Annotated in this window: 18 protein-coding genes and 1 tRNA gene; 7 read left to right on the top strand and 12 right to left on the bottom strand. The window is 70.4% G+C overall.

Annotation, left to right across the window (positions count from 1 at the left end; all coding sequences use genetic code 11):
* Window positions 1-23: 23 nt before the first annotated feature.
* Together rpsG and rpsL are read right to left on the bottom strand one after the other, a co-directional pair.
* A complete protein-coding gene (gene rpsG, locus ACZ5DC_RS13425; protein ID WP_003998848.1) occupies window positions 24-494 on the bottom strand; it encodes a 30S ribosomal protein S7 in 471 nt (156 codons plus the stop codon).
* Window positions 495-496: 2 nt separating this feature from the next.
* On the bottom strand, window positions 497-868 hold the full coding sequence (gene rpsL, locus ACZ5DC_RS13420; protein ID WP_003948652.1) for a 30S ribosomal protein S12: 372 nt from the start codon (window positions 866-868) through the stop codon (window positions 497-499).
* A gap of 376 nt (window positions 869-1,244) precedes the next feature.
* Between rpsL and ACZ5DC_RS13415 the strand changes: the two genes are divergently transcribed.
* The 6 genes from ACZ5DC_RS13415 (at window position 1,245) to ACZ5DC_RS13390 (ending at window position 8,785) form a co-directional block, all read left to right on the top strand.
* Window positions 1,245-1,991: a Crp/Fnr family transcriptional regulator gene (locus ACZ5DC_RS13415; protein ID WP_468652301.1), complete on the top strand. Its 747-nt coding sequence runs from the start codon at window positions 1,245-1,247 to the stop codon at window positions 1,989-1,991.
* 152 nt (window positions 1,992-2,143) lie between these two features.
* Window positions 2,144-3,013, top strand: a complete 870-nt coding sequence (locus ACZ5DC_RS13410; protein ID WP_468652299.1) for a hypothetical protein — start codon at window positions 2,144-2,146, stop codon at window positions 3,011-3,013.
* Complete coding sequence (locus ACZ5DC_RS13405; protein WP_468652297.1) at window positions 3,010-5,202, top strand: hypothetical protein; 2,193 nt, start codon at window positions 3,010-3,012, stop codon at window positions 5,200-5,202. Before ACZ5DC_RS13410 ends, ACZ5DC_RS13405 begins: the two co-directional genes overlap by 4 nt.
* 31 nt (window positions 5,203-5,233) lie before the next feature.
* Window positions 5,234-6,640 (top strand): PE-PGRS family protein, encoded by a 1,407-nt coding sequence (locus ACZ5DC_RS13400; RefSeq protein ID WP_468652295.1) that lies wholly within the window; start codon window positions 5,234-5,236, stop codon window positions 6,638-6,640.
* On the top strand, window positions 6,637-7,170 hold the full coding sequence (locus ACZ5DC_RS13395) for a Pycsar system effector family protein (protein WP_468652293.1): 534 nt from the start codon (window positions 6,637-6,639) through the stop codon (window positions 7,168-7,170). The genes ACZ5DC_RS13400 and ACZ5DC_RS13395 overlap by 4 nt, the downstream gene beginning before the upstream one ends.
* A gap of 631 nt (window positions 7,171-7,801) precedes the next feature.
* Window positions 7,802-8,785 (top strand): M48 family metalloprotease, encoded by a 984-nt coding sequence (locus ACZ5DC_RS13390; RefSeq protein WP_468652291.1) that lies wholly within the window; start codon window positions 7,802-7,804, stop codon window positions 8,783-8,785.
* 72 nt (window positions 8,786-8,857) lie between these two features.
* Here ACZ5DC_RS13390 and ACZ5DC_RS13385 read toward each other — a convergent pair whose 3' ends face one another.
* From ACZ5DC_RS13385 to ACZ5DC_RS13340, 10 genes are all read right to left on the bottom strand, one after another.
* Window positions 8,858-12,757 carry a DNA-directed RNA polymerase subunit beta' gene (locus tag ACZ5DC_RS13385; protein ID WP_171153693.1) on the bottom strand — a complete coding sequence of 1,300 codons (3,900 nt, stop codon included), beginning with the start codon at window positions 12,755-12,757 and terminating at the stop codon, window positions 8,858-8,860.
* A gap of 102 nt (window positions 12,758-12,859) precedes the next feature.
* Complete coding sequence (gene rpoB, locus ACZ5DC_RS13380; RefSeq protein ID WP_468652289.1) at window positions 12,860-16,345, bottom strand: DNA-directed RNA polymerase subunit beta; 3,486 nt, start codon at window positions 16,343-16,345, stop codon at window positions 12,860-12,862.
* A gap of 549 nt (window positions 16,346-16,894) precedes the next feature.
* Window positions 16,895-17,284, bottom strand: a complete 390-nt coding sequence (gene rplL, locus ACZ5DC_RS13375; protein ID WP_467392524.1) for a 50S ribosomal protein L7/L12 — start codon at window positions 17,282-17,284, stop codon at window positions 16,895-16,897.
* Window positions 17,285-17,395: 111 nt separating this feature from the next.
* Window positions 17,396-17,926 carry a 50S ribosomal protein L10 gene (gene rplJ / locus ACZ5DC_RS13370; protein ID WP_030641169.1) on the bottom strand — a complete coding sequence of 177 codons (531 nt, stop codon included), beginning with the start codon at window positions 17,924-17,926 and terminating at the stop codon, window positions 17,396-17,398.
* Window positions 17,927-19,978: 2,052 nt separating this feature from the next.
* A complete protein-coding gene (locus ACZ5DC_RS13365; protein ID WP_468652286.1) occupies window positions 19,979-20,899 on the bottom strand; it encodes an SCO4651 family lipoprotein in 921 nt (306 codons plus the stop codon).
* Window positions 20,900-21,066: 167 nt separating this feature from the next.
* A complete protein-coding gene (gene rplA / locus ACZ5DC_RS13360) occupies window positions 21,067-21,792 on the bottom strand; it encodes a 50S ribosomal protein L1 (protein WP_366748553.1) in 726 nt (241 codons plus the stop codon).
* A gap of 101 nt (window positions 21,793-21,893) precedes the next feature.
* Window positions 21,894-22,328, bottom strand: a complete 435-nt coding sequence (gene rplK / locus ACZ5DC_RS13355; protein WP_030345386.1) for a 50S ribosomal protein L11 — start codon at window positions 22,326-22,328, stop codon at window positions 21,894-21,896.
* Window positions 22,329-22,496: 168 nt separating this feature from the next.
* The gene (gene nusG / locus ACZ5DC_RS13350; RefSeq protein WP_132786967.1) at window positions 22,497-23,357 is read right to left on the bottom strand and encodes a transcription termination/antitermination protein NusG; all 861 of its coding nucleotides are present in this window, start codon (window positions 23,355-23,357) and stop codon (window positions 22,497-22,499) included.
* 80 nt (window positions 23,358-23,437) lie between these two features.
* Window positions 23,438-23,725, bottom strand: a complete 288-nt coding sequence (gene secE, locus ACZ5DC_RS13345) for a preprotein translocase subunit SecE (RefSeq protein WP_014674349.1) — start codon at window positions 23,723-23,725, stop codon at window positions 23,438-23,440.
* A 106-nt stretch (window positions 23,726-23,831) separates the two neighbouring features.
* Window positions 23,832-23,904: transfer RNA gene (locus ACZ5DC_RS13340), tRNA-Trp, on the bottom strand.
* A gap of 260 nt (window positions 23,905-24,164) precedes the next feature.
* On the opposite strand from ACZ5DC_RS13340, the gene ACZ5DC_RS13335 reads away from it, so the two are divergent.
* A complete protein-coding gene (locus tag ACZ5DC_RS13335; protein ID WP_468652283.1) occupies window positions 24,165-25,391 on the top strand; it encodes a pyridoxal phosphate-dependent aminotransferase in 1,227 nt (408 codons plus the stop codon).
* Window positions 25,392-25,471: the final 80 nt, after the last annotated feature.

Below are 25,471 nucleotides of genomic sequence, written 5' to 3'. Positions count from 1 at the left end.
CTCGGTCTCGATGTGGGTAGCGACTACCAGCGGTAGTGCGCGAAGGCCTTGTTGGACTCGGCCATCTTGTGGGTGTCCTCGCGCTTCTTCACGGCCGCACCGAGGCCGTTGGAGGCGTCGAGAAGCTCGTTGAGGAGACGCTCGGTCATGGTCTTCTCGCGACGGGCGCGGGAGTAACCGACCAGCCAGCGCAGCGCCAGGGTGTTGGCACGGCCGGGCTTGACCTCGACCGGAACCTGGTAGGTGGCGCCACCGACACGGCGGGACTTGACCTCGAGGGTCGGCTTGATGTTCTCAAGAGCGCGCTTGAGCGTGATGACCGGGTCGTTGCCGGTCTTCTCGCGCAGGCCCTCCATGGCGCCGTAGACGATGCGCTCGGCGGTGGAGCGCTTGCCGTTCAGCAGCACCTTGTTGATCAGGGAGGTCACCAGAGGAGAGCCGTAGACCGGGTCGATGATGACCGGGCGCTTCGGGGCGGGGCCCTTACGAGGCATTCTTACTTCTCCTTCTTGGCGCCGTAACGGCTGCGAGCCTGCTTGCGGTTCTTGACACCCTGGGTGTCGAGCGAGCCGCGGATGATCTTGTAGCGAACACCCGGCAGGTCCTTCACACGGCCGCCGCGCACGAGCACGATGGAGTGCTCCTGCAGGTTGTGTCCCTCACCCGGAATGTAAGCGGTGACCTCGATGCCGCTGGTCAGACGCACACGCGCGACCTTGCGGAGGGCCGAGTTCGGCTTCTTCGGGGTGGTCGTGAACACACGCGTGCAGACGCCACGACGCTGAGGGGAACCCTCGAGTGCGGGCGTCTTGTTCTTCTCGACCTTGTCCTGCCGGCCCTTACGGACCAGCTGCTGGATCGTAGGCACTACTTCTCCGGTTTCTGTGTGCCGATGGGTACAGCTAACCTGGAACGTCGCCGACCCACGCGGTCGGGTGTGTCGAATCCGCCAGACTCCCACCGCAAGGCGGGAAGGGCGCAGATCACGGTGGCCGCTGACAGCTCGCCATGCGGTTTGCAGGCACGCACAGGAGCCAGGGCACACCCCAGGCACAAGGTCTGAGCGTACCTACCTCACGGACTTCGGTCAAAACAAATGGGGTGGGCTTCGACACGCCGGACTTGTCCCGGTTCCCCGTTCGGGGTCCGTGGCCATTCCGCGCGAATCCCGTCCGACGCCCCGCAGCCGGCCCGTCACGTCGGTACGTTGAGCGGTCGCAGTAGCGCTTGGGGGCGAGGATGGGATGACGGGGGACGCACCGCACACGTCACCGCGGCAGACGCCGGACGAGACACCGGGGGACGATGGGCTTGGCGACCGGGTGCCGTTCCTGGCCCGGCTGGAGAAGCCGGACCGGGCCGCGCTGCTCGCGCTGGGCTCCGAGCTGGACTTCGCGCCCCGGGCGGTGCTCCTGCGCCAGCGGGAGCCCTCCTCGCACGTGCTGTTCGTCCTGCGCGGCTGGACGAAGGTCACCGCGTCGGCCGCCAACGGCTACGAGGCGTTGCTGGCCCTGCGCGGGCCGGGCGACGTCATCGGCGAGTCGGCGGCGCTGACCGGCCGGACCCGCTCCGCGACCGTGACCGCGCTGGAGGACGTACGGGCCGTGGCGGTCCACCGCGAGCGCTTCACGGCGTTCCTGACCGACTCCCCCGCCGTCTCCTTCGCCCTGCTCGGGCTCACCTCGGACCGCACCCGCGCCGCCGACCGGCGCCGGCTGGAGTTCGCCTCCATGACCGTCCGGGAACGGTTCGCGACCCTGCTGCTCGACCTCGCCCGCACCCACGGCCGCACCACCGGCGAGGGCGTCGAACTCTCCGTGCCGCTGAGCAAACAGGAACTGGCCGGCTCGGTGGGCGCCTCCCGGGAGGCGGTGCAGCGCCTCCTGAAGGAACTGCGGGAGCGCGACGTGGTGCGCACCGGCCGCCGGGAGCTGGTGATCGTGCGGCCGGACGTACTGCGCCGGATCGCGCGGGCGGAGACGACGGAGTGAACGACCCGCACGCGACGCCCGCGACGGGCTCGCGCGCCCTCTGTGCACACGGTCACAGTCCGAGTGCGTCATCCGTCCTCACGCCCCCGGGGTCCCCCGCGCCACCCTGCTGACAGCGGACGGACCCCACGGTGACCAACCGAGAGGCGAGCATGAAAGACCCTGTGAGCCGGACGATGCTCCTGCTCGACATCGAGAAGTACAGCGACCGGGACGACGTGGAGCAGGCGTACCTGCGGCGCGTCCTCTACGACATCGCCGACCGTGCCCTGGCCCGCGCCGGCATCGACGGGACGCAGCGGCGCCGGGCGGACCGCGGCGACTCCGTCATGGAGCTGATCGACGCCGCCGCGTCCGTCCCGGCCCTCCTGCGCGCCCTGCTCACCGAGGTGCCCGCCCAGCTGCACGGGTACAACCGGCTGGCGTCCAGCTCCGCCCAGATCCGGCTGCGCGGTGTGGTCGCCACCGGATACGTGGCCGTCGACGAGCACGGCGGCTGGGTCGGGTCCGACCTCAACCACGCCTGCCGGCTGCTCGACGCCCCGCTCCTGCGTGCCGCCCTGCGGGAGCGGGACAACGGCTTCGCGCTGTGCGTCTCGGAGAGCGTGCACACCGGCATCGTGCGCCACGACCACCACGGCGTCCCGGCCGCCGACTTCCACCCGGTGACCCTGACCAGCAAGAACGGCCCGCTGCGCGGCTGGCTCCACAGGCCGGTCCCGCGCGCCGGCGACGACCACGGTGACACGGGGGCGGGGGAAACCCCGGTGCCGGGAACGTCGGGGGACGTCCCGGCACCGGGGGCGCCGGCCGCACCGCGTCCGGCCCCGGCGGCGCCCGGTCCCGCGGCACCCGCGTCCGGGCCCCGGCCCACCGCTCCCGCGGGCGGTGTCGTCTTCGACTTCGGCGGCGGCTCGCCCCGGTTCGGCGGCAGCCTCGTCGCCGGCGACCAGCACGGCGTCTCCGGCGGGCAGGTCACCGGTGACGTCCACCTCGGCGGTACGGCCGGGGAGGGCGCGTGACGTCCGCTCCGGCCGCGCACGACGACGGCACCCCCGGTACCGGCCCCGCCCGGCAGCGCCCGCCGGAACAGCCGCCCTCCGACACGCCACCGCGCCGGGCGCACGAGTCCGAGGCGGACCCGCACTCCCCCGTCGGCCCGGAGCCGGAGGCCGAAGGCCACGAGGAGGCCCGGGCCGCCCAGCGCGAGCTGGTCGCGCACGCCCCGGGCTTCTTCCTCGACGGTGACGCCCGGTTCGGCGGCAGCCTCGTCGGCGGCGCCCAGCACGGCGTCTCCGGCGGCCGGGTCGACGGCGACGTCTACCTGGGCGGCCGTACCGAGATCCACCACCACGGCCCCGCCGGCGCCACGCCCGACGCCTCCGGCGAGATCCCCCGCGACTGGATCGGGGAACTGGCCGCCGTGTTCGCCGACGGCCCCGCCTTCGCCGCCGCGCTGGAGCGGCTGCGCGAAGAGCGGGTGCTGGTCCTCGCCGGCGCCCACGCCACCGGCCGCAACGCCGCCGCGCTGATGCTGGTGCACCGCCTCGGCATGCCCGCCGTACACGCACTGAGCCCGGAGACCCCGCCCGCCGCTCTGAGCGGGCAGCTGACCCAGCCCGGCGGCTACGTCCTGCGCGACCTGCCCCTCAGCCGCAACCGGCCGCTGCGGGACACCCACCTGTTCGCGGCCCGCGACCAGCTCGCCCGGACCGGCGGCTGCCTCGTCGTCACCGTCGAGAACTCGCCCCACCTGCCCGGCGTCAGACCCTGCCCCTGGGAGGCACCGCCCGCCGAGGAGGTCGTACGGGCCCTGCTCCGGCGGCGCCGGCCCGACGAGGCCGACACCCTGCTCGCGCTCCCCGAGGTGGCCGCGTTCCTCGCCGAGGCGGACCGCCGCCCGGCCGAGGCCGCCGCGTTCGCCGAGACGCTGGCGGCGTACGACGGCACCCCCGGCGCGCTCGCCCGGCTCGCGGACTTCGGACAGGCCGCCGTGGAGAAGCAGTGCCGGGACTGGCTGGGCGATCCGCAGACGGGGCTGCGCGACAAGGCCTTCCTCATCGCCCTCGCCGTCTTCGACCAGGCGCCCTACGTCCTCGCCGCCGAACTCGCCGACCAGCTGTTCGTGCACTTCGAGAGATTGCAGCACCCCGACCGGCCCCCCACCGTCCCGGTGTTCGGGCCGGCCGCCGCGGACCGGCTCGACCGCGCCCGGGCCGTCGGCGAGGTACGGCAGGAGGAGACCGACTGGGGCCCGGTCCCGCAGTACACGGCCGCCTTCTGGGACGAGCGCACCGCCCGGGTCCTGCTCACCGAGGTGTGGACCAGCCACCCCTCGGCCCGCCCGGCCCTGGTGGAGTGGCTGCGCCAGCTCGCCCGGGACGGCCGCGGCCTGGTCCGCACCCGTGCCGCCGCCGCGACGGCCCTGCTCGCCGCCGCCGACCTGCCCTCGACGATCGCGCTGCTCGTCGACGGCTGGGCGACCGCGCAGGCCGTCGGCCCGCGTGTCACCGCCGCCAACACCCTCACCCTGTCCCAGCTCCTCGGCGCCCCGGTCGTCCTGCGCCTGCTCACCCAGTGGTGCAACGACGGCCACTGGGGACGGCGGTGGACCGCCATCCGCGCCCTGGGCCTGCTGGCCCCGCTCCGCCCCGACCTGGCCGGCCCGGCCCTCGACGCGCTGGCCTCCCGGGCCCGGGTCGACGCCAGCGGCCAGGCCGAGCGGGAGAACCTCACCGAGTCCGCCGCCCTGCTGCTCTCCGCCGGGCGGCGCCGCGGGGAGGTACTCGCCGAGTTCGTACGGCTGCTGTACCGGGACACCCCCGCGGTCCGCGACCTCGCCCTGGCCGCGTTCGCCCACGCCTGCGACAACGCCGGGGACGGCGCGCTCGTCGGCTGGTACGCCGAGGAGGGCATGTACCAGCCGGACGCGGCCCGGGACCTGGCCACCCTGTGGCGCACCGCCCTGGGCGACCTCGGCCACACCCGGCAGGCGCTGGCCGCCCTGGCGACCTGGGTGCACGTCGCCGCCCGCCGCGCGGACGTCGCCACGGCCCTGGAGCTGCTGCTGCCCGCGCTGATCGTCACCGCGGACGACCGCAAGCGCCTCGACCACGCACTGCGCACGATGCGCGCGGAGGACGGCAGCACCCGGCCGCCGATGGCCGAACGGCTGCTCTCGGTCGTGCACCCGGTGCCCGCCACGCGCTGAAAGACCCCGCGAAGAACAGAGGAGTTGCCCCATGGCGGACTTCCGCCGCCCACCGGAGTGGACCCAGCACGCCGACCGGCACACCGAACTGATCGACCCCGTGCTGACCGTGCGCCCGATATCGCGGTTCGACTACACCGCGCGCCGCCAGGTCGGCGCGATCGACCACGCACTGGTCTTCGTCACCGCGGGCGGCTCGTACGACGTCTACCTGCCACCGCACCGCCCGAGCCGCACCGAGGCCGCGACCCGTCGTTACACCTCCGTCTACGAGGTGGACATGGGCAGCCACCCGGTCCAGCTGGAACTGGAACTGCCCAGCGACGACGACGCGTTCTCCTTCGGAGCGACCGCCGACCTCACCTGGCGGGTGGCGGACCCGCAGGCGTTCGTGGCGAGCGGCGAGCGGGACGTGCCGACCCGGCTCGTCCGCGAACTGCACCAGCTGGCCCGCCCGGTGACCCGGCTCCATCCCATCGAGGACAGCCCGGCCGCCGAACGGGCGGTGCAGCGCGCCGTCGAGGAGGGCTCCTTCGCCGCCGGCACCGGTCTGCACGTGACCTGCGTGGTGCGGCTCCGCCTGGACGACGACGCGCTCGCCCACCGCCGCCGCAAGCGCGCCCTGCGCTACGAGTCGGAGATGCTCGACCCCGAGCACGAGTACCTGGTGCGCCAGGCACAGCTCGAACACCAGCTGGCGGTCCTGCGCGAACAGCAGTCGCAGGAACTGGTCGCCCGGAAGATCGAGTTCTACCAGTACTGGCTCCAGCACGGTGGCGTCGCCGCGTGGGCCCTGCACCTCGCGGCACACCCCGCCGACACCCGGATGGTCATCGGCACCCTGAAGCGGGACCAGCTCGGCGCGATCCGCAAGGAGCTGGAGGTCATCGCCGGGGACACCCTGGAGGACTACCAGAAGGCGGAGTCGGCCAGGTCGGTGCTGCGCTCCGTCGACGACCTCATGCGCGAGCAGGAGCCGCCGGCCCCGGCCCTCCCCCCGGGAGTGCCCCCGCAGCCGCCGTACGCCCCGCCCCAGCCGTACGCCCCGCCCTCGGCGTCCGGCTCCACGACACCGTACGACCCGGCCGCACAGGGGACGGCCGGGTCGTACGGGCAGCCCCCGCACAGCCACGTCCCTTACGGGGGACAGGCGTACGGCCGGCCTCCCCACGGCCGGCAGGCGTACGGCCTGCCCGCGCAGGGGCAGCCGCCGGTCGTCCCGCCGCCCGGCCCGCCCCCGTACGGGCAGCAGCCCTACGACCCGGCGACGGCCCTCGCCGCCCCGGCCACGCCTCCGCCGCCGCCCGCGCCGCCGGCACCTCCCGCACCGTTCACGCCTCCGCCGACGCTCGTCGCCGACGGGCCCGCACCGGTCGTACCGCCCTCGCCCGGTGCCCGGCCCGGGGAGCGGGAATCGCCCGAGGCGGGGCCGGCATGACCGCTTCCGGCACCACCGCGCCGCCGGTCCGGACGGCCACCGGCGCCCAGCACACCGCGGAACGGCTGCTCGCGGAGTTACGCGACGAGATCGCACGGGCCGACACCAAAGCCTCCGTCCTGGTGGCGGCGCTCGGCATGACCGCCGGTCTGTTCTCCGCCCTGGTCGCCGGACGGAACTGGTCGCCGGGCCGGCTGTCCGGGTTCGGCACCGGCCTGTGGTGGGCCGGGGCGGCGGGGCTGGCCCTGTCGCTGCTCGCGCTGATGCTCGCCGTGCTGCCCCGCTACCGTGCCGGCTCCTGGGCCGCGGGACGCCCGCTGTGCTACTTCGGCGACATCCACCAGGCGGTCCGCGAGGGCCGGCTGGCCGAGGCACTCGCCGACACCGAGCGGGACCCCGCGGCCGGGCTGCTGGCGGCGCTCGCCGAGAACAGCCGGATCGCCGCGTCCAAGCACCGGTGGATCCGCACCGGCCTGATCGCGTTCTGCGCCGGCGCCCTGCTGCTGCCCACCGCCGCGCTCATCGGCTGACGTCCCCGTATGCGAAGGAGTCCCGCCCATGTCCCAGCCGCCGGACCCGTCCCTGCCACCCCCGTACCCCGAGTCCCACCGTCCCGAGGCGGCGATTCCGGCGCTGCCCACGGCCCCGCCGGCGTACCCGGAAGAGCCCGCCCACCCCGCACCCCAGCCACCCCCGGCGGTCCCGCGGTTCCCCCCGCCGTACCCGCCGACGGCCCCGACCCCGCCCCCGGCCTACCCGACGACGGCCCTGACGCCTTCGGAGCCGCCACCGGCCTACCCGACCGCGCCCTCCACACCTCAGGTCCCGCCCCCCGCCTACCCCGCCACAGCCTTGACGTCCACGGCCCCGCCTTCCGCACCGCTGGGCCCGCCCCCGGTCTACCCGGGCACAGTCCCCGCGCCGCAGGGCCCGCCGCCCGCGTACCCGACCACAGCCTTCACCTCCTCGGCCTCACCCCCGCCCTACCCCGCCGCGCCTCCCGCGCCCCCGGGTCCGCCTTCCGCACACCCCGCCGTCATCGCACCCCCGCACCCGGGCGGGCCGCCCGCCTATCCGGCGACGTCTCCGCCCGCCCAGCCGACCCCAGGGCCCGCCCGCTCGGCCCTTCCCGCCCAGCCTCCGCAGTACCCCGGCCCGGACGTGGCCGGTGAAGGGGCGAGCCCGCCGCCGGACGACCTCGACTACCGCCACCGCGGCGCCCGCGTGCACGTGTCCGAGCACCAGCGCGGGGTCGACGCGACGGCGATCGGGCGGCTGGCGGTGCAGGTGCCCGGGGCCCTGGTGAGCCTCGGGCTGGTCTGCTCCGTCGCACTCGGCGTCTTCGGCACCGTCGTGGGGACGTCGGTGGTGCTGGCGTGGGTCGCCTCCGGGCTGCTCGTCTTCCACCGGCCGACCGAGCGCGCCTTCGCCCGGTACGTGCTCAAGCTCCGCCCGCCCACCGCGCAGGAGCGGGCCCGTCTGGAACCCGTCTGGAACGAGGTGACCGCCCGGGCCGGCATCGAACCGGGCACCTACGAGCTGATGGTGGAGAACAGCGGCGAACTCAACGCGGCGGCGGTGGCCGGGCACGTCGTCGGCGTCACGACGTACTCTCTCACCCAGGTCCCGAGCAGCAACCTGGCGGCCGTACTCGCGCACGAGCTGGGCCACCACACCGGCGGCCACGCCTGGGCCGGTCTGCTCGGCTACTGGTACTCGCTGCCCGGCCGCATCGCCTGGGCGATGACCCGGATACTGGCCGGGCTCGCGATCACGGTCACCGGCTTCTTCTCCGCCGCCGCGACCGGCGCCCTGATCCTGATCATGGCGTTGATGGCGGTCGGCGTGTTCCTTTTCGCCTGGTACATCGCCGTCCCCCTCGTGCTCGCCCCCTATCTGCTGGCGTACGCGGGCCGGCGCGGGGAGCTGCGCGCCGACCAGCAGGCGGCCGAGCTGGGCTTCGCCCGGCAACTGGCCGAGGTCCTGTACCACTTCCAGGTCCAGGAGGAGGCGACCAAGGCGGCCCTCGCCGCACAGGGCCGGCAGGTCAAGGAGCCCGGCTGGCTCGGCCGGCTGCTGTCCTCCCACCCTGACCGCTCCGCCCGGATCACCGCCTTGCAGCCCTACCTCGGCCTGCACCGCTGACCCGGTCCCGCACACGCCGAAGGGCGGCCACCCCCTCACGGGAGTGACCGCCCTTCAGTTCAAGCTGCTCGCTTACTGGTTGTACGGACCGTAGTCGTAGTCCTCCAGCGGTACGGCCTGGCCGGAGCCCGTGCCGAACGGCGAGTAGTCGATGTCGTCGTAGCCGACGGCCGAGTACATCGCGGCCTTGGCCTCCTCGGTCGGCTCGACCCGGATGTTGCGGTAGCGGGACAGACCCGTACCGGCCGGGATGAGCTTACCGATGATGACGTTCTCCTTGAGGCCGATCAGCGAGTCCGACTTGGCGTTGATCGCCGCGTCGGTGAGGACTCGCGTCGTCTCCTGGAAGGACGCCGCCGACAGCCAGGACTCGGTCGCCAGCGAGGCCTTGGTGATACCCATCAGCTGCGGACGACCGGAGGCCGGGTGACCGCCCTCCTGGACCACACGACGGTTCTCCTGCTCGAAGCGGGAGCGCTCGACCAGCTCGCCGGGCAGCAGCTCGGCGTCGCCGGACTCGATGATCGTCACGCGGCGGAGCATCTGCCGGATGATGATCTCGATGTGCTTGTCGTGGATCGACACACCCTGCGAGTTGTACACCTTCTGGACCTCGCCGACCAGGTGGACCTGGACGGCACGCTGACCCAGGATGCGCAGCACGTCGTGCGGGTTGGTGGCACCCACGGTGAGCTGCTGGCCCACCTCGACGTGGTCGCCCTCGCGGACCAGGACCTTGGCACGCTTCGAGATCGGGTACGCCGTCTCGTCGCTGCCGTCGTCCGGGGTGACGACGATCTTCTTGGTCTTCTCGGTCTCCTCGATCCGGACGCGGCCGGAGGCCTCGGAGATCGGGGCGACACCCTTCGGGGTACGGGCCTCGAAGAGCTCGACGACACGCGGCAGACCCTGGGTGATGTCGTCACCGGCCACACCACCGGTGTGGAAGGTACGCATCGTCAGCTGGGTACCGGGCTCACCGATGGACTGGGCGGCGATGATGCCGACCGCCTCACCGATGTCGACCAGCTTGCCGGTGGCCAGCGAGCGGCCGTAGCACATCGCGCAGGTACCGACGGCGGACTCGCAGGTCAGGACCGAGCGGGTCTTGACCTCCTCGACGCCACGGCCGACGAGCTCCTCGATGAGGACGTCGCCCAGGTCGGTGCCGGCCGGGGCCAGCACCTGGCCGTCGACCACGATGTCCTCGGCGAGGCAGCGCGCGTACACGGACGTCTCGACGTCGTCCGCCTTGCGCAGCACGCCGTCGGCGCCACGGTCGGCGATCCGCAGCCGCAGGCCGCGGTCGGTGCCGCAGTCCTCCTCGCGGATGATGACGTCCTGCGAGACGTCGACCAGACGACGGGTGAGGTAACCCGAGTCGGCGGTACGCAGGGCGGTGTCCGCCAGACCCTTACGGGCACCGTGCGTGGAGATGAAGTACTCCAGCACGGACAGACCCTCACGGAACGACGCCTTGATCGGACGCGGGATGGTCTCGTTCTTCGCGTTCGACACCAGACCACGCATACCGGCGATCTGCCGCATCTGCATCATGTTTCCTCGGGCACCCGAGTCAACCATCATGAAGATGGGGTTGGTCTTGGGGAAGTTCTCGTTCATCGCCTCGGCGACCTCGTTGGTCGCCTTGGTCCAGATCGCGATGAGCTCCTGCGTGCGCTCTTCCTTGGTGATCAGACCGCGCTCGTACTGCTTCTGGACCTTCTCGTCCTGCGCCTCGTAGCCGCGGACGATCTCCTTCTTCGCCTCGGGAACGACGACGTCGGAGATGGCCACGGTGACACCGGAACGGGTCGCCCAGTAGAAGCCGGCCGCCTTCAGGTTGTCGAGCGTCGCCGCCACGATGACCTTCGGGTAGCGCTCGGCCAGGTCGTTGACGATCTCGGAGAGCTGCTTCTTGCCCACCGAGTAGTCGACGAACGGGTAGTCCTCGGGCAGCAGCTCATTGAAGAGCGCGCGGCCCAGGGTGGTGCGCAGGCGGAAGCTGTCACCCTGCTGCCACTCGGGCTCGCCCTCCTCGCGCGCCGGCGGGGTCCAGCCGCGCGGCGGGATGGTGCCCACCGGGAAGCGGATGTCGATCGGCGACTGCAGCGCCAGCTCGCCGGCGTCGAACGCCATGATCGCCTCGGCCGTGGAACCGAACGCGCGGCCCTCGCCCTTGGTGTCACGCAGCTCGCCGTCGGTGGTGAGGAAGAACAGACCGAGGACCATGTCCTGGGTCGGCATCGTCACCGGGCGGCCGTCGGCCGGCTTGAGGATGTTGTTCGAGGACAGCATCAGGATGCGGGCCTCGGCCTGCGCCTCCGCGGACAGCGGCAGGTGCACGGCCATCTGGTCACCGTCGAAGTCCGCGTTGAACGCGGTGCAGACGAGCGGGTGGATCTGGATGGCCTTGCCCTCGACCAGCTGCGGCTCGAAGGCCTGGATGCCGAGGCGGTGCAGGGTGGGAGCACGGTTCAGCAGCACCGGGTGCTCGGCGATGACCTCTTCGAGGACGTCGTACACGACGGTGCGGCCGCGCTCCACCATGCGCTTGGCGCTCTTGATGTTCTGCGCGTGGTTCAGGTCCACCAGGCGCTTCATCACGAACGGCTTGAACAGCTCCAGCGCCATGGCCTTGGGCAGACCGCACTGGTGCAGCTTCAGCTGCGGGCCGACGACGATGACGGAACGCGCCGAGTAGTCGACTCGCTTGCCGAGCAGGTTCTGACGGAAACGGCCCTGCTTGCCCTTGAGCATGTCGGACAGCGACTTCAGCGGACGGTTGCCGGGGCCCGTGACCGGGCGGCCGCGACGGCCGTTGTCGAAGAGCGCGTCGACGGCCTCCTGGAGCATGCGCTTCTCGTTGTTCACGATGATCTCGGGGGCACCGAGGTCGAGAAGGCGCTTCAGGCGGTTGTTGCGGTTGATGACACGGCGGTACAGGTCGTTCAGGTCGGAGGTCGCGAAGCGGCCACCGTCCAGCTGCACCATCGGACGCAGGTCCGGCGGGATGACCGGGACGCAGTCCAGGACCATGCCCTTGGGGCTGTTGGAGGTCTGCAGGAACGCGGAGACGACCTTCAGCCGCTTCAGGGCACGGGTCTTCTTCTGGCCCTTGCCGGTGCGGATGATCTCGCGGAGCCGCTCGGCCTCTTCCTCCAGGTCGAAGGACTCCAGGCGCTTCTGCAGCGCCGCGGCGCCCATCGAGCCGTCGAAGTAGGTGCCGAAGCGGTCGCGCAGCTCGCGGTAGAGCAGCTCGTCGCCCTCCAGGTCCTGGACCTTGAGGTTCTTGAACCGGTTCCACACCTCGTCGAGGCGGTCGATCTCGCGCTGCGCGCGGTCGCGCAGCTGCTTCATCTCGCGCTCGGCACCCTCGCGCACCTTGCGGCGCACGTCGGCCTTGGCGCCCTCGGCCTCCAGCTCGGCCAGGTCGGACTCGAGCTTCTTGGCGCGGGCCTCCAGGTCGGCGTCCCGGCGGTTCTCGATCTGCTGACGCTCGACCGAGACGTGCGCCTCCAGGGAGGGCAGGTCGCGGGTACGGCGCTCCTCGTCGACGTACGTGATCATGTACGCGGCGAAGTAGATGACCTTCTCGAGGTCCTTCGGCGCCAGGTCCAGCAGGTAGCCGAGGCGCGAGGGGACACCCTTGAAGTACCAGATGTGCGTGACGGGGGCGGCCAGCTCGATGTGGCCCATCCGCTCACGGCGCACCTTGGCGCGCGTGACCTCGACGCCGCAGCGCTCGCAGATGATGCCCTTGAAGCGGACGCGCTTGTACTTGCCGCAGTAGCACTCCCAGTCCCGGGTCGGACCGAAGATCTTCTCGCAGAAGAGTCCGTCCTTCTCGGGCTTGAGGGTGCGGTAGTTGATGGTCTCGGGCTTCTTGACCTCGCCGTGGCTCCACTGACGGATGTCGTCAGCGGTGGCCAGGCCGATCCGGAGCTCGTCGAAGAAGTTGACGTCGAGCACTATGCGTCAATCCCTCTCAGGGTCGAAAGTCTGTGGTCTGAAACGGGGGCCTGGGGGTCGGCGGGGGCCTCACACGGCGGCGAGGCCCCTACCGGACTCCCGTCAGACCTCTTCGACGCTGCTCGGCTCGCGCCGGGACAGGTCGATACCGAGCTCCTCCGCAGCGCGGAAGACGTCCTCGTCGGTGTCGCGCATCTCGATGGACATACCGTCGCTGGACAGCACCTCCACGTTCAGGCAGAGCGACTGCATCTCCTTGATGAGCACCTTGAAGGACTCGGGGATGCCGGGCTCGGGGATGTTCTCGCCCTTGACGATGGCCTCGTAGACCTTCACGCGGCCGGTGACGTCGTCGGACTTGATGGTCAGCAGCTCCTGGAGGGCGTACGCGGCGCCGTAGGCCTCGAGGGCCCACACCTCCATCTCGCCGAACCGCTGGCCACCGAACTGGGCCTTACCACCCAGCGGCTGCTGGGTGATCATCGAGTACGGACCGGTCGAACGGGCGTGCAGCTTGTCGTCGACCAGGTGGTGCAGCTTCAGGATGTACATGTAGCCGACCGAGATCGGGTCCGGGAACGGCTCACCGCTACGGCCGTCGAACAGCCGCGCCTTACCGGTCGGGAGCACCATGCGCTCGCCGTCCCGGTTCGGGATGGTGTGCTGCAGCAGACCCGCCAGCTCGTCCTCACGGGCACCGTCGAAGACCGGGGTCGCGACGTTGGTGCCGGGGGCGACCTGGTCGGCGCCGATGACCTGGAGGCGCTGGGCCCACTCCTCCGCGAGGCCGGAGACGTCCCAGCCGCGGCTGGCGAGCCAGCCGAGGTGGATCTCCAGGACCTGTCCCGGGTTCATTCGGGACGGCACACCCAGCGGGTTGAGGATGATGTCGACCGGGGTGCCGTCCTCCAGGAACGGCATGTCCTCGATCGGCAGGATCTTGGAGATGACACCCTTGTTGCCGTGCCGGCCGGCGAGCTTGTCACCGTCGGTGATCTTGCGCTTCTGCGCGACGTAGACGCGGACCAGCTGGTTCACGCCCGGCGGCAGCTCGTCGCCCTCCTCGCGGTCGAAGACGCGCACACCGATGACCTTGCCGGTCTCGCCGTGCGGCACCTTCAGCGAGGTGTCACGGACCTCACGGGCCTTCTCACCGAAGATCGCGCGCAGCAGGCGCTCCTCCGGCGTCAGCTCGGTCTCACCCTTCGGGGTGACCTTGCCGACGAGGATGTCACCGGCGATGACCTCGGCGCCGATGCGGATGATGCCGCGCTCGTCGAGGTCGGCGAGGACCTCCTCGGAGACGTTCGGGATGTCCCGGGTGATCTCCTCGGGGCCGAGCTTGGTGTCACGGGCGTCGACCTCGTGCTCCTCGATGTGGATCGAGGAGAGGACGTCGTCCTGCACGAGGCGCTGCGACAGGATGATCGCGTCCTCGTAGTTGTGACCCTCCCACGGCATGAACGCCACGAGCAGGTTCTTGCCGAGGGCCATCTCGCCGTTCTGGGTGGCCGGGCCGTCGGCGAGGACCTGGCCCTCGACGACACGGTCGCCCTCGTTGACGATGACCTTCTGGTTGACCGAGGTGCCCTGGTTGGAGCGGGCGAACTTGGCCAGGCGGTACGTGATGTACGTGCCGTCGTCGTTGGCCGTGGTGATGTAGTCCGCGGAGACCTCCTGGACCACACCGGCCTTCTCGGCCTTGACGACGTCGCCGGCGTCGACGGCGGAGCGGTACTCCATGCCGGTGCCGACGAGCGGGGCCTCCGACTTAATCAGCGGAACGGCCTGGCGCATCATGTTCGCGCCCATGAGGGCACGGTTGGCGTCGTCGTGCTCGAGGAAGGGGATCATGGCGGTCGCGACCGACACCATCTGGCGCGGCGAGACGTCCATGTAGTCCACGTCCTCGGGGCCGACGTAGTCGACCTCGCCGCCACGACGGCGGACGAGCACGCGGCTCTCCTCGAACCGGAGGTCGTTCGTCAGCGGCGCGTTGGCCTGCGCGATGACGAAGCGGTCCTCCTCGTCGGCGGTCAGGTAGTCGACCTCGTCGGTGACCTGGCCGTCGATGACCTTGCGGTACGGGGTCTCCACGAAGCCGAACGCGTTGACCCGGCCGTAGGAGGCGAGCGAGCCGATCAGACCGATGTTCGGGCCTTCCGGCGTCTCGATCGGGCACATACGGCCGTAGTGCGACGGGTGCACGTCACGGACCTCGAAGCCGGCCCGCTCACGGGAGAGACCACCCGGGCCAAGAGCCGACAGACGGCGCTTGTGGGTGAGACCCGACAGCGGGTTGTTCTGGTCCATGAACTGCGACAGCTGGCTGGTGCCGAAGAACTCCTTGATGGAGGCGACGACCGGCCGGATGTTGATCAGGGTCTGCGGCGTGATCGCCTCGACGTCCTGGGTCGTCATCCGCTCGCGGACGACACGCTCCATACGCGCCAGACCCGTACGGACCTGGTTCTGGATGAGCTCGCCGACGCTGCGCAGACGACGGTTGCCGAAGTGGTCGATGTCGTCGGTCTCGACGACGACCGTCTCGCCGTTGTCACCGGTGGTCTCGGTCTCGCCGGCGTGCAGCTTCACCAGGTACTTGATCGTCGCGATGATGTCCTCGACGGTCAGGATGCCCGCGTCCAGCGGGGTGTCCGTACCCAGCTTCTTGTTGACCTTGTAGCGGCCGACCTTGGCGAGGTCGTAGCGCTTGGGGTTGAAGTAGAGGTTCTCCAGCAGCGTCTGCGCGGCCTCACGCGTGGGGGGCTCGCCCGGGCGCAGCTTGCGGTAGATGTCGAGCAGCGCGTCGTCCTGGCCCTGGGTGTGGTCCTTCTCCAGGGTGGCGCGCATCGACTCGTAGTCGCCGAACTCCTCAAGGATCTGCTCGGTCGTCCAGCCGAGCGCCTTCAGCAGCACGGTGACCGACTGCTTGCGCTTGCGGTCGATGCGGACACCGACCATGTCGCGCTTGTCGATCTCCATCTCCAGCCAGGCGCCCCGGGACGGGATGATCTTGGCGGAGAAGATGTCCTTGTCGGACGTCTTGTCGATGCTGGAGTCGAAGTAGACACCGGGGGAACGGACCAGCTGCGACACCACGACACGCTCGGTGCCGTTGATGACGAAAGTGCCCTTGTTCGTCATGAGCGGGAAGTCGCCCATGAAGACGGTCTGGGACTTGATCTCGCCGGTCTCGTTGTTGGTGAACTCGGCGGTGACGAAGAGCGGGGCGGCGTACGTGAAGTCGCGCTCCTTGCACTCGTCGATCGAGTTCTTGGGCGGCTCGAAGCGGTGGTCCCGGAACGTCAGCGACATCGACCCGGAGAAGTCCTCGATCGGGGAGATCTCCTCGAAGATCTCCTCCAGACCGGACTTGGTGGGGACGTCCTGACCGTTCTCAAGGGCCTCCTCGACCCGAGTCTGCCAGGCGGTGTTGCCGAGCAGCCAGTCAAAGCTCTCGGTCTGCAGCGCGAGCAGGTTCGGAACCTCGAGGGGCTCCTTGATCTTTGCAAAGGAGATGCGCAGCGGGGCGGTGCTGGCGCCGTTGTTCGTATTCGCGGTCGAGGCAGTGCGCGAGGCGGCCAAGAGGGGGTCCTTCCGAGGGCTCGGACTCACTACGCGCGTACCGGTCCCTCTCCCGTACACAGAGACGGAAATCCCAGGTCAAGGGGGCTTCGGTCGACTGTGCTCAAGTGAGGGCAGACCCCTGGTGACGGGCAGGGGACAGCTAACAGGCAGCGCAAAGGGTCAGTGTAGCCACTTGGCACACTGATGTCCAGTGCGGGTTTTCGAAGACCCTCGTTGCCCTCAACGCCCTCTTCAACGCCCTCGGCATGCCTGCCCTCAACGCACGTTGATACTGCCCTCTTCGTCGCCGATCCATGCCTCGGATTCGGATCCTTGTGACGACGCGTCCTGAGAATTGCGCGCTGCGTGCGGTTCGTCAAGGGTTCCTTGCCGATACCGGGGCATCGGGAGACACGACGAAGATCACCTTACCCCTCACGAACAGAGGTGCAAGGCAGCCCAGCCGGACCCCGGGGAACGCCGAAGGGCGACCACCCGGATGGATGATCGCCCTTCGGTGCGTTCGCGTTACAGCCCTACGGGGCCGTTTCGGCGGTCGCGAAGGTCTTACTTGACCTCGACGGACGCGCCGGCGCCCTTGAGGGCCTCGGCGGCCTTGTCGGCCTGCTCCTTGTTGACCTTCTCGAGGACCGGCTTCGGGGTGCCGTCGACGAGGTCCTTGGCCTCCTTCAGACCCAGGGAGGTCAGCTCACGCACGACCTTGATGACCTGGATCTTCTTCTCGCCGGCGCCGGTGAGGATGACGTCGAACTCGTCCTTCTCCTCCTCGGCCTCGGCGGCGGCGCCACCAGCGGCACCACCGGCGACGACGACCGGCGCGGCAGCGGCGGCGGTGACGTCGAACTTGTCCTCGAAGGCCTTCACGAACTCGGAGAGCTCGATGAGGGTCATCTCCTCGAACTGGGCGAGCAGGTCTTCCTGGCTGAGCTTCGCCATGATGGCGGTCCTTCCACTCAAATCGGCAGGTGCCGGATGTACTGGGTAAGGCGGGCGTACGTCGGCCCGCTGCGACCCGCGCCGTCGGCGCGGGTCAGAAAGCGAGCCGAATTACTCGGCACCGCCCTGCTCGGCCTGCTTGGCGCGCAGCGCGTCCACGGTGCGGACGAGCTTCGACGGCAGCGCCTGGAAGACGGAGGCAGCCTGGGACTGCTTCGCCTTGAAGGCACCGGCCAGCTTGCTGAGCAGAACCTCGCGGGACTCGAGGTCCGCAAGCTTCTTGATCTCGTCGGCGGACAGCGCCTTGCCGTCAAGGACACCGCCCTTGATGACGAGATTGGGGTTGTCCTTGGCGAAGTCACGGAGACCCTTCGCCGACTCCACCGGGTCACCGGTGACGAAGGCGACGGCCGTCGGACCAGCGAAGAGCTGGTCGTCCAGCGTGATCCCGGCCTCGTTGGCCGCAATCTTGGTCAGCGTGTTCTTCACCACGGCGTACTGGGCGTTCTCACCGAGCGACCGGCGCAGCGTCTTGAGCTGCGCCACGGTGAGACCGCGGTACTCGGTCAGCACGGCGGCGTTGGAGCTGCGGAACTTGTCCGTCAGCTCAGCAACCGCGGCAGCCTTGTCGGGCCTCGCCATAGAGCCTCGGCCTCCTTCCGGGTGATTCGGACCGCGCGGACCCGAAGGAGGACTGGGTAAAACGAAACGCCCCGGCGCAGGTGCACGGGGCGGACTCGACCGGCCGCACACGCGCTCGGCGCGCGCACTCCGGGAGTTCTTCCACTGTCACCTGCGCGGGTCGCCCACTTTTCAGCGGATCCTTCGGCCACCGCACCCTCGTTCGAGCGTGCGGCAACGACCAGCGGTCTTTGGCTTCTCGGAGAGAGTACGGGACACGGCCTCCTCCGAGCAAATCGACCGTTTACGACCGCTCCACCCGGGGCAACGGGCTCCGCGAACGGGTCCCTCCGGGGGTTGCGACGCGTAGGGCCAGGCTTTCACGGGAAGCCTTGGCTCGGACGGGGCGGGCGGGCGTTTGCGGGGGCGGGCTGTGACGGCGGCCCTTGGCTCGGGTGGGCGGGCGTTTGCGGGGGCGGACTGTGACGGCGGGCCGTGCCCCGGACCGGCTATGCGTGCCGGCGGCCTCTGGCCCGGGCAAGCCTCTGCGAGGGGCCACGACGCGAACGGGCTATTGCGGGGGCGAGCGGTGACGGGAAGCCTTGGCTCGGTCGAGCGCGTCCCTGCGGGGACGGGCTGCGACGGCGGGCTGTGACTCGGACTGACGATGCAGGCCTCTGCGAGAGGCCGCGGCGCGAGCGGACAGGCCCCGGCAGGGCGGGCTGTGACGGCAGACCTGGTCGGGGCGAGGGGACCTCTGCCGGGAGGCCACGGCGTGTGCGGGCGCGCTGTGACGGGAGGCCGTGACCGGCCGTGCGGGCCCCTGCGGGAGATCGTGGTGGGTACGGGCGGGCCACCGCGACGGAAGGCCATGGCTCGGACGAGCTATCCGTGGCCGCAGACCCGGCCCGAGCGAACGGGTCAAGCGCGGCAGGCCGTGGCTCGGGCGAGCTGGCCGTGACGGGAGCCCGGGCTGGGACAAGCGACCCGTGACCGCAGCCTCCGGCTCGGGCGAGGGGGCCAAGGCTGAGAGGTCATGACGCGCGCGGACAGGCCACTCGACGGGAGGTCGAGGCTCGGGCAAGCCACCGGTGACGGCAGCCCCGGCCCGCGCGAGCGGGCCGGCCGCGCAACAGAGGCTGTGGCTCGGACGAGCTGCCGCTGCCGCAGCCCCGGCCCGGACGAGCGGGCTCCTGCCGGGAGCCACGGCGCGTGCGGGGAGACCGCGCGACGGGAGGCCGTGGCTCGGACCAGCCAGCCGCGCCGACAGCCCCGGCCCGGACGAGCGGGCCAAGGACGGAAGACCGTGGCCCGAGCAAGCAGGCCGTGACGCAAGCCCCGGCTCGGGCAAGTGACCCCTGGCCGCAGCACTGCCCCGGGTGAGCGGACCCATGCGGAGGGCCATGGCCCGAGCGCGCAGGTCACGCAACGGGAAACCACGGCCCGGACCAGCTAGCCGCGCCGACAGCCCCGGCCCGGACGTGCAGACCTCAGCCAAAAGGCCACGGCCCGAGCGGGCAGTCCCCACAGCGGGAGGCTGCGGCTTGGACGAGCGACCCGTAGCCGCACCCCCGGCCCGGACAAGCACGCCTCAGCCAGGCGGCCCCTGCGCGAGCACGCCGGCCCCACAGCGGGAGGCCGCGGCTTGGGCGAGCGAGCCCCAGCCGCAACCCCGGCCCGGACGTGCAGACCTCAGCCAAAAGGCCACGGCCCGAGCGGACAGGCCCCACAACGGGAGGCTGCGGCTTGGACGAGCGACCCGTAGCCGCACCCCGGCCCGGACCAGCAAGCCTCAGCCAGGCGGCCCCTGCGCGAGCACGCCGGCCCCACAACGGGAGGCCGCGGCTTGGGCGAGCGAGCCCCAGCCGCGACCCCGGCCCTGGCGAGCGGGCCTCCGCCGGGAAGCCATGGCCAGGACGAGCGCCGCCTGGCCGCAGCCCCCAGCCGGGGCGAGCGGGGCCTCTGCCGGGAGGCCGTCGAGTGTTCCCTGGCCCCGGCCGTCCGGGTAGGAGGCCGGCCTGCGCGGGGGCTGGAGGCCCTCCGGGGGGCCGGGGGCCTCGCGGAGGCGTCGGGTCAGGACGTCGCGCCGGTGCCGCCCGTCAGCGTGCCGCCGGACTTCATCATGTCCGCGAAGTCCTTGGTGTCGCCGGCCGGGGGCGCCTCGGCGGTGACCTTCACGCCGTAGTCGGTGTAGAAGGACGTGTTGGTCATGGCGCCGTTGGCCGTGTCCGCCTTCTCGGTCTTCTTCACCAGCAGGTCCTGGTCGTTGATCCAGATGTCGACCTTGTCGGTGGTGACGCCGGCCTGGCTGAGCTGCTTCTTCAGGGCCGACAGCTGCTCGGCACCGAGGTTGCTGGTCTTGCCCGCGAGGTCGGCGACGTTCAGCGTGCCCGAGTAGTGGGTGGTGTGGACGCCGGAGACCGTCTCCTCGCCGACCTTCTTGACGTCGCCGGAGGCCAGCAGCATCTTCACGGACTGGTTCGGCGTGGCGTTCTGTATCTGGTCCTTCATGTACGAACCGGAGGCGCCGCCGAGCTTGGCGAGGTCGTCGTAGGAGTACTTGATCCAGTGCTTGCCGCCACCCGCCTGCTGGGCGTACGCGTCGCTCATGTGGGCGTAGTAGGCGTCCGGCAGGTACCGGGCCTCCATCGACTGCGTGCCGGCCTTCTTCATCAGCTCGGCCATCTGGCCGCCGGTGTACGTGATGGTGAGGTTGCCCTTGAGGCCGTCGCCCCAGGTGAGGGCGCCGTTCGCGGTCATCGACATGAGGTCGCCGATGGACGTGGTGGAGCGCACCTTGGCGGAGTCGGCCTTGTCGGTGGACTTCTCCGCGGAGCGCAGGGCGGCGATGGGGCTGACGTGCGTCGCGGTCTTGCCGGCCGCCTTCTCACCGCCGTCCTTGCCGGAGTCGGAGGAGCCGCACGCGGCCACTCCGGTCAGCGCGGCCACCACGGCTGCGGCAAGGGCCGCCCGGCGCACGATCGTGCTCATCATGTACTCCCACCCCTAATGCGTGTCCTGTGCCCGCACCGTATGCCAGGCCACTGACAGTCGTGCGAAAAGTCGCACAAAGAAAGGACGGGCCCGGAACCTTCGAGGTTCCAGGGCCCGCCCTTTTTCTTTACGCGTACCTGACGCGGCTACCGGACTGAGCCGAGGGCTCAGACGGCGGCCGGGTCCTCCTCGACGAGGAGGTTACGGGTGCGGTTCGGGTCGACCGGGATGCCGGGGCCCATGGTGGTGCTGACCGCGGCCTTCTTGATGTAGCGACCCTTGGCGGCGGACGGCTTCAGACGGAGGATCTCCTCCAGCGCGGCGCCGTAGTTCTCCACCAGCTTGGTGTCGTCGAAGGACGCCTTGCCGATGATGAAGTGCAGGTTCGAGTGCTTGTCGACGCGGAACTCGATCTTGCCGCCCTTGATGTCGGTGACGGCCTTGGCGACGTCGGGGGTGACGGTGCCGGTCTTCGGGTTCGGCATCAGACCACGCGGGCCGAGGACGCGGCCGAGGCGGCCGACCTTGCCCATGAGGTCCGGGGTGGCGACGACGGCGTCGAAGTCCAGACGGCCCTTCGCCACCTCGTCGATCAGTTCGTCGGAGCCGACGATGTCGGCGCCGGCGGCCTCCGCGGCCGCAGCACGGTCACCGGTCGCGAAGACCAGGACCCGGGCGGTCTTGCCGGTGCCGTGCGGAAGGTTCACGGTGCCACGGACCATCTGGTCGGCCTTGCGCGGGTCGACACCCAGACGGAAGGCGACCTCGACGGTGGAGTCGAACTTGGTCGTGGAGGTCTCCTTGGCCAGACGGACGGCCTCGAGCGGGGCGTACAGCTTCTCCCGGTCGACCTTGGCGTCCGCAGCGCGGAGAGCCTTGCTGCGCTTGCTCACAACTTGCTCCTGTGTGTTCTGAAGGAGTCGTGGTCCCTGGGCCGAGCAGGCCCTGCCACGTGCGACCGGCTACGGCCGCATGACTGCTTGGGGGGGTGGGGTCAGCCCTCGACCGTGACGCCCATGGAACGCGCGGTACCGGCGATGATCTTCGCGGCGGCGTCCAGGTCGTTCGCGTTCAGGTCGGGCATCTTGGTCTGGGCGATCTCGCGGACCTGCGCCTCGGTGATCTTGGCGACCTTGGTCTTGTGCGGCTCGCCGGAGCCCTTCTCGATGCCCGCGGCCTTGAGGATCATCTTCGCGGCCGGCGGCGTCTTGGTGATGAAGGTGAAGGAGCGGTCCTCGTAGACCGTGATCTCCACCGGGATGACCCAACCGCGCTGCGACTCGGTCGCGGCGTTGTAGGCCTTGCAGAACTCCATGATGTTGACGCCGTGCTGACCCAGCGCCGGGCCGACCGGCGGAGCCGGGTTGGCGGCGCCGGCCTGGATCTGGAGCTTGATGAGCCCCGTGACCTTCTTCTTCTTGGGAGGCATAGCTCTCCGGGTCCTTTCGGTTCGGGTCCTGCCCGCCTCCGGGGACCACCCGGATGCAGGCATACCGCACAACGATAACGGGTATAGATGCGCGGCTAAAAACCGTGCAGGTCAGGCGGGCTGGTTCAGCCCGCCTGACCTGCACGGAAGCGGTACGTCCAGAAAGTTCTAGTTCTTCTGGATCTGGTCGAAGGAGAGCTCGACCGGCGTCTCGCGGCCGAAGATCTCCACCAGGCCCTTGACCTTCTTCGAGTCGGGGTTGATCTCGTTGATGGTCGCCTGCAGCGTGGCGAACGGGCCGTCGGTGACGGTGACCGAGTCGCCGACCTCGAAGTCCAGCACCTGGACCTCGACCTTGCGCTGCGGGGCGGGCTTGCCCTCGGCCTCGGCGGCCTCGCGGGCGGCCTTCTCCTCGGCCTCCGGGGCGAGCATCTTGACGATCTCGTCGAGGGTCAGCGGGTACGGGTCGTAGGCGTTGCCGACGAAGCCGGTGACGCCCGGGGTGTTGCGGACGACGCCCCAGGACTCGTTCGTCAGGTCCATGCGGACCAGGACGTAACCCGGCAGCTTGTTCTGCTTGATCGTCTTGCGGTCGCCGTTCTTGATCTGGACGACCTCTTCCTGCGGCACCTCGGCCTGGAAGATGTAGTCCTCGACGTTCAGCGAGACGGCGCGCTGCTCCAGGTTGGTCTTCACGCGGTTCTCGTAACCGGCGTAGGTGTGGATGACGTACCACTCGCCGGGCAGGGTGCGCAGTTCCTCGCGCAGGGCCTCGACCGGGTCCACCGGAGCGGCGGGCTCCTCCTCGGCGGCCTCCGCGACGGCGGCCTCCTCGTCGGCCTCGGCCTCTTCGTCCTCGTCCTCGGCGTGCAGGGCGGCCTCCTCGGCCGGCTCACCCGCCTCGGCCTCGGCAGCCTCGAACTCGTCCTGCTCGTCCGCGCCCTCGACGATGTCGAGCTCGTCGTCCACCGTCTCGGCAGCCAGCCCTCGGGGCTCGGTGGCGTCGTCGTTCAGGTTCGGGTCAGACACGATGGCTGCTTCTTCCTGGATACATAGGGGTGGAACATGCGAAAACGGGCGCCGGTACCACGGCGCCCTTCGCTCTTGGCTCAGCCGAAGACGTACTTGGCCGCGTGGTTGAGCCCATAGTCAATCACGGTCACCAGGGCGATCATGATGGCGACGAAGAAGATCACCACGGTGGTGTACGAGGTCAGCTGGTTGCGCGAGGGCCAGACGACCTTGCGGAGCTCCGCGATGATCTGGCGGTAGAAGGTGGCCAACCGCTTGAGCGGGCCCTTCTTGGCGCGCTTGCCGCCCTTGCGAGCCCTCTTCTTGGACTCGGACACCTCGTCCTGGGCGTCAGGCGTGTCGATGGAGCCCACGGCGTCCGTCATAGTCCTCACCTGATCCCGGGTCGTGGCCGTGCCGCGCCCGGTTTCTGAGCCGCACGGCGGTGCATTGCAGTACGTACATGCGCACACATCCTGGCGGTGTGTGTAGCAGGGCCGGAGGGACTTGAACCCCCAACCGCCGGTTTTGGAGACCGGTGCTCTACCAATTGAGCTACGACCCTTTGTGTGTCCCCCAACGTACCGCATCCGACCGGGTGCCCGGTGTGCACCGGCCCGGCGGCGGCTGCTGAAGGCCAACGAGGTGAGAGTGTACGTGGTCCGGGGCGCGGCGTCGAACAGAAAGTGCCCGTTCGGGGACGCGCGGCCAGAGATCGTCCTGGCCGGGGCCCGGATTCGGACCCGTGTTCACGCCTCGACCCTTCCTGTTCAGTCTGTGAAACCCGTGTGCCGGGCTCATTTCCGGTCTGGAACGATGGGCCGCATGAGCGCTGCAACCCCTCCCACCGAGCGCCGGGTCTCCGCCCGAGTCGGCGCGATCTCCGAGTCCGCCACCCTCGCCGTGGACGCCAAGGCGAAGGCCCTGAAGGCCGCCGGGCGTCCGGTGATCGGCTTCGGCGCCGGGGAGCCCGACTTCCCGACCCCGGACTACATCGTCGAGGCGGCCGTCGAGGCCTGCAAGAACCCCAAGTACCACCGGTACACCCCGGCCGGCGGCCTGCCGGAGCTGAAGGCCGCCATCGCGGCGAAGACGCTGCGCGACTCCGGCTGGGAGCCCGACGTCTCGCAGATCCTCGTCACCAACGGCGGCAAGCAGGCCATCTACGAGGCGTTCGCCGCGATCCTCGACCCGGGCGACGAGGTCATCGTCCCGGCACCGTACTGGACGACCTACCCGGAGTCGATCCGCCTGGCCGGCGGCGTCCCGGTCGAGGTCGTCGCCGACGAGACCACCGGTTACCGGGTCTCGGTCGAGCAGCTGGAGGAGGCGCGCACGGAGAAGACGAAGGTCGTGCTGTTCGTCTCCCCGTCCAACCCGACCGGCGCGGTGTACTCCGAGGCCGAGACCGAGGCGATCGGCCGCTGGGCCGTGGAGCACGGCCTGTGGGTGCTCACCGACGAGATCTACGAGCACCTGGTCTACGGCGAGGCCGCCGCCGTGTCCCTGCCGGGGCTCTTCCCCGAGCTGCGCGACAAGTGCATCGTGGTCAACGGTGTGGCGAAGACGTACGCCATGACCGGCTGGCGCGTGGGCTGGGTCATCGGCCCGAAGGACGTGGTCAAGGCCGCGACGAACCTCCAGTCGCACGCCACCTCGAACGTCTCCAACGTCGCCCAGGTGGCCGCGCTGGCCGCCGTCTCCGGTGACCTCGACGCCGTGGCGACGATGCGCGAGGCCTTCGACCGGCGTCGCAAGACCATCGTGCGGATGCTCAACGAGATCGACGGCGTGGTCTGCCCGGAGCCCGAGGGCGCCTTCTACGCCTACCCGTCGGTCAAGGCGCTGCTCGGCAAGGAGATCCGCGGCAAGCGCCCGCAGGACACCGTCGAGCTGGCCGCGCTGATCCTGGAGGAGGCCGAGGTCGCGGTCGTCCCGGGCGAGGCGTTCGGCACGCCGGGCTACCTGCGGCTGTCGTACGCGCTCGGTGACGAGGACCTCGTCGAGGGCGTGAGCCGCGTCCAGAAGCTGCTGGCGGAGGCCAGGGACTGAGTCGTCCACTTGTCGTCCATTTCTGGACAGGGGCACTTCCGGATCTCCGGAGGTGCCCCCGTTCCTTTGTGCGAGCAAGA

The sequence above is a fragment of the Streptomyces sp. NPDC031445 genome, assembly GCF_055581365.1.
Note: the sequence above shows the minus strand (reverse complement) of the source record. Positions and strands in the feature narration are given on the sequence as shown.